Consider the following 16,220-nt stretch of genomic DNA (forward strand, 5'->3'; position numbering starts at 1 on the left):
TTGGACCGGCTGGACAACGGCGGGAACGGTACGGACAGTGGCGCAGCAGCCACGGACGGGAGCCTGTTCCCCCTGTCGCCCGCACAGCTGGGCATCTGGTATGCGCAGCACTTGGACCCACAGGTTCCGATCAATATCGCGCATTATGTCGAGCTGCACGGTGAGCTCCATGTCGACACCCTGACCCGGGCGGTCCTGGATGCCTTCCTCGAGATGGGGTCCACCTTCCTGCGCATCGTCGAACGGGATGGCGAGCCGCTGCAGTGGGTGGACTATTCGATCGCCGATCACGAGGGCGTCACCTATATCGACCTGCGCGATGCCGATGATCCGGCCGCGGCCGCTCAGGAGTGGATGCACAGCGAGTACAGCCGTCCCCTGAAGCTGACCGAGGACCGGCTGTCGGTCTCCTATGCCCTGCAGTTGGGCGACGAGCACTGGTACTGGTACTCGCGCGTCCACCACATCGCGATCGACGGTTTCGGCGCGATGACCGCCGTGAACCGGATCGCCGAGCTCTACACGGCCTATCGCAACGGGACCGAGCCGGCCGCGTCCAAAGCGGTGTCGCTGGGCACGCTGTACGAGCAGGAAATCGCCTATCGCGGCAGTACACGGTTCGAATCGGACAAAGAGTACTGGGCCGAACGTGTCCCGGACCCCGAGGCGGGCACCGGCCTCACCGGCCGGACAGCCGCGCCGGCCGCCCGCAAGGGAGTGCGCCGCGCGGCGCTGACCGATGACCGGCAGGCCGTGCTCGACGCGGCCCTGGCCCGGCGCGATTCCACCTCGGCCCAGGAACTGCTCGCCGCCTTCGCCGCCTACCTCGCGCAGTGCACGGGCACCCGAGAAGTGAGCTTGAGCCTGCCCGTCACCGCGCGGGTCACGGCGGCCATGCGCCGCTCGGCCGGCGTGTTGTCGAATATCGTTCCACTGCGCTTGCGGGTCGGATACGACACCACGGTCGCGGAGCTGCTGCGGCAGATCCAGGTGGAGGTGGCCGGGGCCCTGCGGCACCAGCGCTACCGGAGCGAGGATATCCGCCGCGACGCGGACGCGATCACCACGTCCTTCGGTCCGCTGGTCAACATCATGCTGTTCGACGACGAGATCGTCCTCGGCGACATGGTCGGCACCCTGCAGGTGCTGACCACCGGTAGCATCGGCGATCTCAGCGTCAACCTCTATCAGTCGATGCGCGGCGCCCGGTTGCATCTCGACTTCGAGTACAACCCCAACCTGTACACCACCGCCGAGGCCGGCGGGCACCACACGCGTTTCCTGGAGTTCTTCGACCGCTTCCTCGCGGCCGGAACCGATACGCCGGTGTGGGAGCTGGACCTCACCACCGCGGCCGAACGCTCCCGAATGCTGGTGGAGTGGAACGATTCGGCGCGGACGGTACCGAGCGTCACCCTGCCGGACCTGCTCGCCGAGCAGGCGGCGCGTACGCCCGACGCGGTCGCCGTTGCCGCCGAGGGCCGGGCGCTCACCTATGCCGAATTCACCGGCCGGGTCAATCGGCTGGCGCGCCATCTGATCGAGGCCGGGGTGGGCCCGGAAATGCCGGTGGCGATCGCGATGCGCCGTTCGGTCGAGTTGGTGGTGGCCATCCATGCGGTCGTCGCCGCGGGTGGTGCCTATGTGCCGCTGGATCTCGACCATCCCGCCGAGCGGATCGACTATGTGCTCGATACCGCCGCACCGGTGTGTGTGCTGACCAGCAGCGCGGACGCGTTCGACACGCGGCGTCCGGTGGTGGTGGTCGACGAGGTCGATCTGGCCGGCTATGCGGATACGGCCCTTTCGGACGCGGATCGGCGTGAGCCGCTGCGTGGGTCGAATCTGGCGTATGTGATCTTCACATCGGGTTCGACCGGCCGTCCCAAGGGTGTGGCCGTCTCGCATTCGGCGATCGTGAACCAGGTCGCGTGGATGCTGTCGCAGTATCCGATGGATGCGTCGGATGTCTACCTGCAGAAGACGGCGACGACGTTCGACGTTTCTCTGTGGGGTTACTTCCTGCCGCTGGCGGCGGGTGCGCGTCTGTTCGTGGCGTCCCCGGATGGTCATCGGGATACCGAGTATTTGGCGCGGACGATCGCTGAGCAGCAGGTCACGGTGACGGATTTCGTGCCGTCGATGCTGGGTGTGTTCGCCGCCCACACTCCCGCGGGTTCGATTCCGTCGCTCGAGCATGTGTTCGTGATCGGTGAAGCCCTGCCACCGGAGACGGTGACGGCGATGCACGCGATTTCCGGTGCTGCTGTGCACAATTTGTATGGTCCGACCGAGGCTGCGGTGTCGATCACCTATTGGCAGGCGACCGGTCACGAGTCGGGCAGTGTGCCGATCGGTGTGCCGGAGTGGAATTCGCGCGTATATGTGCTGGATTCGCGGTTGCGGCCGGTTCCCGAGGGTGTGACGGGTGAGTTGTATCTTGCCGGTGATCAGCTGGCTCGGGGCTATGTGACCCGTCCGGATCTGTCGTCGGATCGTTTTGTGGCGAGTCCGTTCGATGCCGGTCAGCGGATGTATCGCACGGGCGACCTGGTGCGGTGGAGCCGGACCGAGGTCGAGGCAGCGGGCCGGACCGAGTCGCTGCCGGTGCTGGAGTATCTGGGTCGTACCGATTTCCAGGTGAAGTTCCGTGGTCAGCGGATCGAGTTGGGTGAGATCGAGTCGGCTCTGTTGGCGCAGCCGGTGGTGAGCCAGGCTGTGGTGGCGGTCGCGGCGTCGGATCTGGGTGAGCAGTTGGTCGCCTATGTCGTGCCCGCGCCCGGAGAGCAGATCGAATCGGCTGCACTACTGGAATCCCTCCGTGGTGTGCTGCCGGTCTACATGGTTCCCGCGGTGGTCATGGGACTGGACGCGTTCCCGTTGAACACCTCCGGGAAGCTGGATCGTAAAGCGCTGCCTGCCCCGGTGTTCGAGACCCGGGAGTTCCGGGCGCCGTCGACTCCGATCGAGCAGATCGTGGCGGATGTGTTCGCCGACATTCTCGGTATCGAGCGGATCGGTGCCGATGACGATTTCTTCGCGCTGGGCGGTAACTCGCTGATCGCGACCCAGGCCGCGGCCCGGCTCGGTGCCGCACTCGATTCCACGGTACCGGTGCGTGCCCTGTTCGAGGCGCCGACCGTGGCCGGTCTGGCCGTGCGGGTCGAACAGCTCGCCGGCGCCGGCGGGCGCCCTGCATTGATGCGGCGGCCGCGTCCGACGCGGGTTTCGGTCTCGGGCGAGACCGTGGGAGCGGTGCCGTTGTCGCCGGCACAGCAGCGCATGTGGTTCCTCAACCGCTTCGACGGAGGCTCGGCGGCCTACAACCTGCCGCTGGCGCTCCGCTTATCCGGTGATCTGGATGTGGAGGCCCTGCGCGCGGCGGTCGCCGATGTGGTCGCCCGGCACGAGGTACTGCGGACGGTGTATCCGGAGACCGAATCGGGTCCGGTGCAGGTGGTCTTGCCGGCCGGGGACGCCGCACCGCGTTTGCAGGTGCGTTCGGTAGCTGCCGAGGACGTCGTGCCGGCGGTGGCGGAGTTGGCATCCGCCGGCTTCGATGTGGCTGCCGAGGTGCCGCTGCGGGTCGAACTGTTGCGCGTGCGGGGCGCGGGCGATATGGACGAAGCCTCCGGTGTCGCCGGCGAATTCGTGCTGGCGATGGTGGTGCACCATATCGCGGCCGACGGCGCCTCGGTGGGGCCGCTGACCCGGGACGTGATGACCGCCTACGCGGCTCGTTCCGTGGGCGAGGTGCCGGGGTGGGCACCCCTGCCGGTGCAGTATGCGGATTACAGCATCTGGCAGCGGGAGTTGCTGGGTGACGAGGCCGATCCGGAGTCGATCGCGGCCGCCCAGCTCACCTATTGGCAGTCGGCGCTGGCCGGGGTGCCGGATCAGTTGGATCTGCCGACCGATCGGCCGCGTCCGGTTGTACAGTCCTTCGCGGGCGGGCGGGTCGAGGTCGCGATCGATGCGGAAACCCATGCCGGTTTGGTGCGGGTGGCGCAGCAGCAGGGCGCGACGCTGTTCATGGTTGTGCATTCCGCGTTGGCGGTGTTGTTGTCGCGGTTGTCGGGTGCCGATGACATCACTATCGGTACGCCGGTGGCGGGTCGTGGTGAGCAGGCGCTCGATGATCTGATCGGTATGTTCGTGAACACGCTGGTGTTCCGGACCCAGTTGGATCGTGGTGAATCCTTCACCGGTCTGCTGTCCCGCCAGCGTGAGGTCGATATCGCGGCGTTCGCGCATGCGGATGTGCCGTTCGAGCGTTTGGTGGAGGTGCTGAATCCGGCACGATCCACCGCGCGGCACCCGCTGTTCCAAGTGGGGCTCACCTTCCAGAACCTGGCGGAGTCGAGTCTGGAGTTGCCGGGTCTGACGGTGTCGGGTGTCGATATCGATACCGAGATCTCGCAGTTCGACCTGAACCTGATAGTCAATGACTCCTATGACCTCACCGGCGATCCGGAGGGTTTGGCCGGTTATCTGACCTATGCCAGCGCACTGTTCGACCACGCCACCGTCCAGGGATTCGTGGACCGGTTCGTGCGGTTGCTGCGCGAGATCGTCGAGGCCCCGCAGACCGCTGTCGGCGATCTGGAGATTCTCGCCGCGGTCGAGCGGGACCAGGTACTGGCGGAGTGGAACGCGACCGAGCATGCGCTCCCGGCCGGGTTGCTGCTGGACGGGTTCAATGCCGCGGCTGCGGCGCATCCGGAGCGAGTGGCGGTTTCGTTCGAGGGGACGAGTCTGTCCTATGGCGAGTTCGCCGGTCGGGTGAACCGGTTGGCGCGGCATCTGATCGCGCAGGGTGTGGGCCCGGAGACGTTGGTCGGGTTGCTTGTTTCGCGGTCGTTGGATCTGGTTGTCGGGATGTATGCGGTGGTGGCCGCGGGTGGTGCGTATGTGCCGTTGGATCCGGCGCATCCGGCGGAGCGGATCGGTTACATTCTCGAGACGGCGTCGCCGTTGTGTGTGCTGACGACTACCGGTGATGCGGGTGCGGTGCCCGAAGGCGCGGAAGTGCCGGTGCTGGCTGTGGACACCCTCGACCTCGATGGGTACGGCACTGCACCGGTCACCGATGCGGACCGGCGTGGGTCGTTGCAGCCGTCGAATACGGCGTATGTGATCTTCACATCCGGTTCCACCGGGCGTCCGAAGGGTGTGGCGGTCCCGCATTCGGCGATCGTGAACCAGGTCGCGTGGATGCTGGCGGAATACCCGCTGGATGCCTCGGACGTGTATCTGCAGAAGACGGCGACGACGTTCGATGTGTCGTTGTGGGGTTATTTCCTGCCGTTGGCGGCGGGTGCGCATCTGGTGGTGGCGACTCCGGATGGTCATCGGGATACCGAGTATTTGGCGCGGACGATCGCTGAGCAGCAAGTGACGGTGACGGATTTCGTGCCGTCGATGTTGGGTGTGTTCGCCGCCCATACTCCGGCGGAAGCCATCCGCAGCCTCGAGCACGTGTTCGTGATCGGTGAAGCCCTGCCACCGGAGACGGTGACGGCAATGCACGCGATCTCCGGTGCTGCTGTGCACAACTTGTATGGTCCGACCGAGGCTGCGGTGTCGATCACCTATTGGCAGGCCACCGGTCAGGAAACCACTGGTGTGCCGATCGGTGTGCCGCAGTGGAACAGCCGTGTGTATGTGCTGGACTCGCGTCTGCGGCCGGTTCCCGCCGGTGTGGTGGGTGAGCTCTATCTCGCGGGTGATCAGTTGGCTCGCGGGTATGTGACGCGACCGGATCTGTCGGCGGACCGTTTCGTCGCGAACCCGTTTGCTGACTCCGAGCGGATGTATCGGACCGGTGACTTGGTGCGGTGGAGTCGGGCCGAGGTCGAGGGCCGGATCGAACCGGTGCTGGAGTATCTGGGTCGTACCGATTTCCAGGTGAAGTTCCGTGGTCAGCGGATCGAGCTGGGTGAGATCGAGTCGGCTCTGTTGGCGCAGCCGGTGGTGAGCCAGGCTGTGGTGACGGTCGCGGCGTCGGATCTGGGCGAGCAGCTCGTCGGTTACGTGGTTCCCGCACCGGGTGCGCAGATCGTTTCGGCGGTGCTGCTCGATGATCTGCGTGATGTGCTGCCGGTGTACATGATCCCGGCCGTGGTCATGGAACTGGATGCGTTCCCGTTGAACACCTCGGGGAAGCTGGATCGTAAAGCGCTGCCTGCCCCGGTGTTCGAGACGCGGGAGTTCCGGGCTGCGTCGACGCCGATCGAGGAGATCGTGGCGGGGGTGTTCGCCGATGTGCTCGGTGTGCAGCGGGTCGGTGCCGATGACGATTTCTTCGCTCTCGGTGGTAACTCGCTGATCGCGACCCAGGTTGCCGCGCGCCTGGGTGCGGCGTTGGACACCACGGTGCCGGTGCGGTTGTTGTTCGAGGCCTCCACGGTGGCCGCGTTGGCTGCCGCCGCGGAATCCGCCACCGGGCGTGGGGATCTGCCGGTGCTGGCGGCGCGGGAACGGCCGGAGCGGGTGCCGTTGTCGCTGGCGCAGCAGCGGATGTGGTTCCTGAACCAGTTCGATACGGATTCGGCCGCCTACAACCTTCCGGTCGCCGTCCGCCTGACCGGTGATCTCGATATCGCTGCTTTGGAGCAGGCGGTCGCCGATGTGGTGGGCCGGCACGAGACGTTGCGGACGGTTTATCCGGCGCAGGACGGGCGACCGTACCAACTGGTGCTGCCGGTCGGCGAGGTGGCGCCCGATCTGGCGGCGGTTACCGTGCCCGCGGACGAGTTGCGGGCGCGGGCCGTCGAGGTGATGTCGGCCGGGTTCGACGTGTCGGCCGAGGTGCCGTTGCGGGTGGCACTGTTCCATCCGGGTGGCAACGAATACGTGCTGGTGTTCGTGATGCACCACATCAGTGCCGACGGCTGGTCGATGGGGCCGCTGACCCGGGATCTGGTAGCCGCTTATGCCTCGCGTGCCGCCGGATCGGCTCCGGTGTGGTCGCCGCCTGCGGTGCAGTACGCCGATTACAGCCTATGGCAGCGCGAAGTGCTGGGTTCGGAGGACGACCCGGCGAGCCTGGTCAGCGCGCAGGCCGCGTATTGGCGCGAGACGCTGGCCGGGTTGCCGGATGAGCTGAATCTGCCGGGTGACCGGCCGCGTCCGACGGTGCGGTCGGTGGTCGGTGGCACTGTGCCGTTCGAGATCGATGCGGAGTTGCATCGGGCGGTGTCGCGGTTGGCTGCCGAGCACAACGCGACGGTGTTCATGGTGGTACATGCGGTGCTGGCGTTGCTGTTGGCGCGGTTGTCGGCTACCGATGATGTGGCGGTGGGTACGCCGATCGCGGGTCGTGGTGAGGCCGAGCTCGACGATGTGGTCGGGATGTTCGTCAATACGCTGGTGTTGCGGTCGCGTGTGCGGGGTGGGGCGAGTTTCGCGGAGTTCTTGGCGGCGACTCGTGAGGCGGATCTGCAGGCGTTCGCGCATGCCGATATTCCGTTCGAGCGGCTGGTGGAGCTGGTCGATGTGGAGCGTTCGACCGCTCGGCATCCGTTGTTCCAGGTGGCTTTGTCGTTCGAGAATCTGCCGCCGGCCGATTTCGAGCTGCCCGGACTGCGGGTCGGTGCCATCGATTTCGATATCGATCCGGCGAAGTTCGATCTCTCGCTGCGTATCACCGAAACCGATTCGGGTCTGGCGGCGGCGTTCTCTTATGCCCGTGACATGTTCGACGAGGACACCGTCGGTGTTTTCGCGAGCCGGTTCCTGCGTGTGCTGTCGGCGGTCGTGCGGGATCCGGAGGCGCCGATCGGCGACCTGCCGATCCTCGACGGCTCCGAATACGGCCTGTTGACCCATGTGCACGGTGACGATGTCATGGCAACGGGGCTGTTGCCGGAGATCCTGACCCATGGTGCGCGGGTGAATCCGGACGGTGTGGCGGTGCGTTACCGCGGCCGGTCCGTGACGTATCGGGAGTTGGACGCGCAGTCGTCGCGGTTGGCGCGAGTGCTCATCGAACGCGGTGTCGGCCCGGAGCGGATCGTGGCCTCGGCGCTGCCGCGTTCCTATGAGATCGTGCTCGCGTTCTGGGCCGTCGCCAAGGCCGGTGGCGCACATCTTCCGGTGGATCCGAAGTATCCGCTCGACCGGGTGCGGCATATGCTCTCCGATTCCGGTGCTGTGCTGGGCCTGACCAGTAGCGAGCAGGTGGACCGGTTGCCCGGCGATGTCCAGTGGCTGCTGCTCGACGACCCGGAATTGCAGGCGCGAATCGACGCCGAACCGGACACTGCGGTGACCGATGCGGATCGGATCGCGCCGTTGGCGATGGCGCATCCGGCGTATGTCATCTACACCTCGGGTTCGACAGGTCTGCCCAAGGGCGTGACGGTGACCCATACCGGTCTCGGCGGCCTGGTCGATGTGGCGGCCGATCTGTACGGTCTCGATTCGCGGCATCGGTTCCTGCACATCTGTTCGCCGAGTTTCGATCCGTCGGTGCTGGAATGGGTGTGTGCCGCATTCGTGGGTGCGACGCTCGTCGTGGTGCCGGGCGAGATCATCGGTGGCCCGGAACTGGCCGAACTCCTGCGCGCCGAGGCGGTGACCCATGCGGTGATCACTCCGGCGGTGCTGGGGACCGTGGATCCGGCGGGTCTGGACGCGCTGGAAGTGGTGTCGGTCGGTGGCGATGTGACCACCCCGGAACTGCTGGCGAAGTGGGAGCCGGGTCGCAAGTACTTCAACGGGTACGGCCCCACCGAGACGACCATCATCTCGTCGTACGCACGACTTTCCGCCGGTGACCACGTCACCATCGGTGAACCGGTACACGGTATGGCGGCGCTGGTGCTGGATGCGCGGTTGCGGCCGGTGCCGCCGGGTGTGGCGGGTGAGCTGTATCTTGCCGGCGGTGGATTGGCCCGCGGTTATCTGAATCGGCCGGGGTTGTCCGCGGATCGGTTCGTGGCCAACCCGTACGGCTTCGAGGGTTCGCGGATGTATCGCACCGGTGATGTGGTGCGTTGGTACGCGACGCCCGGTGCGCGGGCCGGCAACGAGGCGTCGCCGACGGTGAACTGGGAACTGGACTATGTGGGCCGTTCGGACTTCCAGGTCAAGGTCCGTGGTTTCCGGGTGGAACTGGGCGAGATCGATACCGCCCTGGGTGCGCACCCGGACGTGGAATTCGCGATAACCGTCGGTCACGACACCGGTGCCGGGGCGACGATTCTGGTGTCGTATGTGCTGGCGGTGCCGGGACGGAGTGTGGACACCGTCGCGGTGACCGAGTTCGTGTCGGAGCGGTTGCCGGCGCATATGGTCCCCTCGGCACTGATGGTGCTGGACGAGATCCCGCTGACCCCGGTGGGCAAGCTGGACCGCAAGGCGCTCCCGGAACCGGTCTTCGAGGCCCGCGAGTTCCGTGCCCCGTCGACTCCGATCGAGGAGATCGTGGCGGGTGTCTTCGCCGAAGTCCTGGGCATCGAGCGAGTCGGCGCAGACGACGATTTCTTCGCGCTGGGCGGTAATTCGCTGATCGCGACCCAGGTCGCGGCCCGTCTCGGGGCCGCCCTGGACACCACCGTGCCGGTGCGGTTGCTGTTCGAAGCGTCCACCGTCGCCGCGTTGGCCGCTGCCGCCGAGACCGCCACCGGTCGGGGGGATCTGCCGGTGCTGGCGCCGCGTGAGCGGCCGGAGCGGGTGCCGTTGTCGTTGGCGCAGCAGCGTATGTGGTTCTTGAACCGGTTCGATGGTCGGTCGGCGGCTTACAACATTCCGATGGCTGTGCGGTTGTCCGGTGATCTGGATGTGGCTGCGTTGCGTGCGGCGGTTGCCGATGTGGTGGGCCGGCATGAGGTTTTGCGGACGGTGTATCCGGAGACCGATTCGGGTCCGGTGCAGGTGGTGCTTCCGGCTGTGGATGCGGTGCCGGAGTTCCGGGTGCGTGCGGTGGCTGCTGCGGACGTGGTGTCGGCGGTGTCGGAGTTGGCGTCGGCCGGGTTCGATGTGACGGCCGAGGTGCCGTTGCGGTTGGCCTTGTTCGAGGTCGGTCAGGCGGCCGACGGCGGGGCATCCGGTGAGTACGTGCTGGCGATGGTGGTGCACCACATTTCCGGCGACGGCTCGTCGGTAGGGCCCTTGATCCGGGATCTGATGAACGCCTATGTCGCACGGATCGCGGGTGAGGTGCCGGGGTGGGCACCGTTGCCGGTGCAGTATGCGGATTACAGCATCTGGCAGCGGGAGTTGCTGGGTGATGAGGCCGATCCGGAGTCGATCGCGGCGCAGCAGGTCGGGTATTGGCAGTCGATGCTGGCGGGTGTTCCGGATCAGTTGGATCTGCCGTCGGATCGGCCGCGTCCGGCGGTGCAGTCGTTTGCCGGTGGGCGGGTCGAGGTCGCGATCGACGCGGAAACCCATGCCGGTTTGCAGCGGGTTGCCCGGCAGCAGAACGCCACTTTGTTCATGGTCGTGCATTCGGCTTTGGCGGTGTTGTTGTCGCGGTTGTCGGGTGCTGATGACATCACTATCGGTACGCCGGTGGCGGGTCGTGGTGAGCGGGCGCTGGACGATCTGATCGGTATGTTCGTGAATACCCTGGTGTTCCGGACGCAGGTCGATGGTGGCGAGTCGTTCGCGGATCTGCTCGGTCGCCAGCGCGAAGTCGATATCGCGGCGTTCGCGCATGCGGATGTGCCGTTCGAGCGTTTGGTGGAGGTCCTGAATCCGGCGCGGTCCACGGCGCGGAATCCGTTGTTCCAGGTGGGTTTCTCGTTCCAGAATCTGGCGCTGTCGAGTTTGGAGTTGCCGGGTCTGACGGTGTCGGGGCTGGATGTCGATACCGGTGTTTCGCAGTTCGATCTGCATTTGATCGTTGCCGATGAGTACGACGGTGAGGGTGCGCCGCGGGGTGTGCGGGGTCAGTTGACCTATGCCACCGATCTGTTCGATCGGTCCACGGCGCAGGAGTTCGTGGATCGTTTTCTGCGGTTGCTGGGTGAGATCGTGGCGGCGCCGGAGACGGCGGTCGGCGAGTTGGAGATCCTGGCTCCGGCCGAGCGGGCGGCGCTGGCGCAGCGTAATTCGACTGTGCGGGAGCTGGAGCCGGCGGCGACCCTGGCATCGCTGTTGGACGCCACGGTTGCGGCCACGCCCGATGCGGTGGCCCTGGTGGCCGCCGACGGTGCACAGATCACATATGCGGAACTGGGTGCCCGGGTCAACCGGTTGGCCCGGTACCTGATTTCGGCGGGCGTCGGTCCGCAGGATCGCGTCGGGTTGGCGTTGCGGCGGTCGGTGGACCTGGTCGTGGCGATGTACGCGGTGGCCACCGCGGGTGGTGTGTATGTGCCGGTGGATCCGGACCAGCCGGCCGAGCGGACCGGTTACATCCTGGACACCGCGGCACCCGTCTGCGTGCTGACCGCCGGTGATCTCGAGCTCGGCGCCGAAGCCGGTATCGCCACCGCCTCCGTGGTGGCGCTGGATGCCGTCGATACCGGCGGTTTCGACGCATCGCCGGTGTCCGATGCCGAGCGGATCGCGCCGTTGCGGGCGTCGAATACGGCGTATGTGATCTTCACGTCCGGGTCGACGGGTCGCCCGAAGGGTGTGGCGGTGCCGCATGCGGCGATCGTCAACCAGTTGCGGTACATCACGGCCGAGTTCGGGCTGGAAGCCACGGATGCGATCCTGCTGAAGACTGCCGCGACGTTCGACCTGTCGGTGTGGGAGTTCTGGACCGCGGCGGTGTCCGGCGGCCGGATGGTGATCGCCGAAGCCGACGGGCATCGGGACCCGTCGTACCTGAACGAGCTGATGGACCGCGAACGGGTCACCACTTTGACGGTGGTCCCGTCGATGCTGGACGCCTTGCTGGACACCGGCACCGGGTTGCCGGAGCCGGTGCGGCGGGTGCTCGCTATCGGTGAGGCCCTGCCGGTAACGACCGCGCAGAAGGTGCTCACCCGTTCGCCGGGTGCCGGGTTGTTCAACCTCTACGGTCCGACCGAGGCGGCGGTGTCGGTTACCACCCATACCGTCAGTACGGCGGATGTGGTGTCGGTGCCGATCGGTGTGCCGCAGTGGAACAGCCGTGTGTATGTGCTGGACGGCCGGCTGCGGCCGGTGCCCGACGGTGTCGCGGGTGAGCTGTATCTGGCGGGTGCGCAGTTGGCGCACGGGTATTTCGGTCGCCCGGACCTGTCCGCGGATCGGTTCGTAGCGGACCCGTTCGTGGCGGGACAGCGGATGTATCGCACCGGTGACCTCGTCGCCTGGAACAGTGCGGGCGAGCTCGAGTACCGGGGTCGCACGGATTTCCAGGTGAAGATTCGTGGTTTCCGGATCGAGCTGGGGGAGATCGAGGCGGCGTTGCTGGCGTTGCCGGAGGTCGCGCAGACCGCGGTATTGGCGAAGTCGGATCCGCGGACCGGCGATCGCCTGGTCGGATATGTGGTGCCCACCGGGGATGCGAGTGTGGATACAGCAAGTATCCAGTCCGAGCTCGGGCGGCGGTTGCCGTCGTACATGGTGCCGTCGGTGTTTGTGGAGCTCGATGCGCTGCCGCTGAATGCCAACGGGAAGCTCGACCGTAGGGCGCTGCCGGAGCCGGTGTTCGAGGTGCTGGAGTTCCGGGCGCCGTCGACTCCGATCGAGGAGATCGTGGCGAATACGTTCGCCGAGGTGCTCGGTGTGGATCGTGTCGGCGCCGACGATGATTTCTTCGCGCTGGGCGGTAATTCGCTGGTCGCGACGCAGGTTGCTGCGCGGTTGGGTAAGGCGCTGAATGCCACGGTGCCGGTGCGGATGTTGTTCGAGGCGTCCACGGTGGCCGGTTTGGCGGTGCGGGTGGAGCGGCACGCTGGTTCGGGTGGGCGGCAGGCGTTGGTGGCGCAGCCGCGGCCGGAGCGGGTGCCGTTGTCGTTGGCGCAGCAGCGTATGTGGTTCTTGAACCGGTTCGATGGTCGGTCGGCGGCTTACAACATTCCGATGGCTGTGCGGTTGTCCGGTGATCTGGATGTGGCTGCGTTGCGTGCGGCGGTTGCCGATGTGGTGGGCCGGCATGAGGTTTTGCGGACGGTGTATCCGGAGACCGATTCGGGTCCGGTGCAGGTGGTGCTTCCGGCTGTGGATGCGGTGCCGGAGTTCCGGGTGCGTGCGGTGGCTGCTGCGGATGTGGTGTCGGCGGTGTCGGAGTTGGCGTCGGCCGGGTTCGATGTGACGGCCGAGGTGCCGTTGCGGTTGGCCTTGTTCGAGGTGGGACAGGCGGCCGACGCCGAATCCGTGGTGGCCGGTGAGTCTGCTTCCGGTGAGTTCGTGCTGGCGATGGTGGTGCACCATATTTCCGGTGACGGCTCGTCGGTGGGGCCGCTGATCCGGGATCTGATGACCGCGTATGTGGCGCGGACGGCCGGGGCTGCTCCGGGGTGGGCACCGCTGCCGGTGCAGTACGCGGATTACAGCATCTGGCAGCGAGAACTACTCGGTGACGAAGCCGATCCGAAATCGCTGGCAGCACAGCAGGTCGGATATTGGCAGTCGACGCTGGCGGGTATTCCGGATCAGTTGGATCTGCCGTCGGATCGGCCGCGTCCGGCGGTGCAGTCCTTCGCCGGTGGCCGGGTCGAGGTCGCGATCGACGCGCGGACCCATGCCGGTTTGCAGCGGGTGGCGCAGCAGCAGAATGCGACCTTGTTCATGGTTGTGCATTCGGCTTTGGCGGTGTTGTTGTCGCGGTTGTCGGGTGCCGATGACATCACTATCGGTACGCCGGTGGCGGGTCGTGGTGAGCAGGCGCTCGATGATCTGATCGGTATGTTCGTGAACACGCTGGTGTTCCGGACCGAGCTGGATCGCGGTGAGTCGTTCGCCGACCTGCTGTCCCGCCAGCGTGAGGTCGATATCGCGGCGTTCGCGCATGCGGATGTGCCGTTCGAGCGGTTGGTGGAGGTGCTGAATCCGGCACGGTCGACCGCGCGGAATCCGTTGTTCCAGGTCGGTCTCTCGTTCCAGAATCTGGCGCAGTCGAGCCTGGAGTTGCCGGGTCTGACGGTCTCGGGTGTCGAAGTCGATACCGGTGTCTCCCAGTTCGATCTGCATTTGATCGTTGCCGATGAGTACGACGGTGAGGGTGCGCCGCGGGGTGTGCGGGGTCAGTTGACCTATGCCACCGATCTGTTCGATCGGTCCACGGCGCAGGAGTTCGTGGATCGTTTTCTGCGGTTGCTGGGTGAGATCGTGGCGGCGCCGGAGACGGCGGTCGGCGAGTTGGAGATCCTGGCTCCGGCCGAGCGGGCGGCGCTGGCGCAGCGTAATTCGACTGCGCGGGAGCTCGATTCGGCGGCAACTTTGGTGACGTTGCTGGATGCTTCGGTTGCGGCGGCGCCGGATGCGGTGGCGCTGGTGGCCGCCGACGGTGCACAGATCACATATGCCGAGCTGGGTGCGCGAGTCAATCGGTTGGCCCGGTACCTGGTCGCTCAGGGTGTGGGCCCGCAGGATCGGGTCGTGCTCGGGTTGCGGCGGTCGGTGGACCTGGTCGTGGCGATGTACGCGGTGGCCACCGCGGGTGGTGTGTATGTGCCGGTGGATCCGGATCAGCCGGCCGAACGGACCGGTTACATCCTGGACACCGCGGCACCGGTCTGCGTGCTGACGAATACCGCGGGCGGCGGTGTCGCGGATACGCCGGTCGTGGTGCTCGACGAGCTGGATCTCGCGGGCTTCGACGCTTCCCCGGTGTCCGATGCCGAGCGGATCGCGCCGTTGCGGGCGTCGAATACGGCGTATGTGATCTTCACGTCCGGGTCGACGGGTCGCCCGAAGGGTGTGGCGGTGCCGCATGCGGCGATCGTCAACCAGTTGCGGTACATCACGGCCGAGTTCGGGCTGGAAGCCACGGATGCGATCCTGCTGAAGACTGCCGCGACGTTCGACCTGTCGGTGTGGGAGTTCTGGACCGCCGCGGCGAGTGGTGGCCGGATGGTCATCGCGTCACCGGACGGTCATCAGGACCCGGCCTACCTCAACCGTGTGATGCGTGGCGAGGGCGTGACGACGTTGACGGTGGTGCCGTCGATGCTGGAGGCGCTGCTCACCGCGGATGACGGTATGCCCGGCTCGCTGCGGCGGGTGCTGGCGATCGGTGAGGCGCTACCCGCGGCGACCGCGCAGCGGATGCTCACTGCCTCTCCGGGTATCGGGTTGTTCAACCTGTATGGCCCGACCGAGGCGGCGGTCTCGGTCACCACGCATACCGTCACCGATGCCGATGTGGTCTCGGTGCCGATCGGTGTGCCGCAGTGGAATTCGCGCGTGTACGTGTTGGATTCGCGGTTGCGGCCGGTGCCCGACGGTGTCGCGGGTGAGCTGTATCTGGCCGGTGCGCAGTTGGCGCACGGTTATTTCGGTCGCCCGGACCTGTCCGCGGATCGGTTCGTGGCGGACCCGTTCGTGGCGGGACAGCGGATGTATCGCACCGGCGATGTGGTTCGCTGGACGACGGCCGGTGAACTGGATTATGTGGGTCGCTCCGATTTCCAGGTGAAGATTCGTGGTTTCCGGATCGAGCTGGGTGAGATCGAGGCGGCGTTGCTGGCGTTGCCGGAGGTCGCGCAGACCGCGGTATTGGCGAAGTCGGATCCGCGGACCGGTGACCGGCTGGTCGGGTATGTGGTGCCCAGTGGTGCGGCCGGCTTGGATACGGGGCGGATTCAGTCGGAGCTGGCGCGGCGGTTGCCGTCGTACATGGTGCCGTCGGTGTTTGTGGAGCTCGATGCGCTGCCGCTGAATGCCAACGGGAAGCTCGACCGTAGGGCGCTGCCGGAGCCGGTGTTCGAGGTGCTGGAGTTCCGGGCGCCGTCGACTCCGATCGAGGAGATCGTGGCGAATACGTTCGCCGAGGTGCTCGGTGTGGATCGTGTCGGCGCCGACGATGATTTCTTCGCGCTGGGCGGTAATTCGCTGGTCGCGACGCAGGTTGCTGCGCGTTTGGGTAAGGCGCTGAATGCCACGGTGCCGGTGCGGATGTTGTTCGAGGCGTCCACGGTGGCCGGTTTGGCGGTGCGGGTGGAGCGGCACGCTGGTTCGGGTGGGCGGCAGGCGTTGGTGGCGCAGCCGCGGCCGGAGCGGGTGCCGTTGTCGTTGGCGCAGCAGCGTATGTGGTTCCTGAATCAGTTCGATACGGATTCGGCCGCTTACAACATTCCGGTCGCCGTCCGCCTGTCCGGTGATCTCGATAT

The 16,220-nt window shown here is 66.4% G+C and carries 1 protein-coding gene (only partly in view); it reads left to right on the plus strand.

Features of this window, described 5'->3' with window-relative positions:
* Positions 1 to 16,220 carry part of the coding region annotated (locus tag AB0H42_RS33270) for a non-ribosomal peptide synthase/polyketide synthase (RefSeq protein WP_357063194.1) on the plus strand (this coding region is incomplete at its 3' end). Its footprint extends 14,811 nt past the window's final position, so 16,220 of the 31,031 annotated nt are shown.

Source organism: Nocardia sp. NPDC050799 (genome assembly GCF_040654015.1).
GTDB lineage: Bacteria > Actinomycetota > Actinomycetes > Mycobacteriales > Mycobacteriaceae > Nocardia.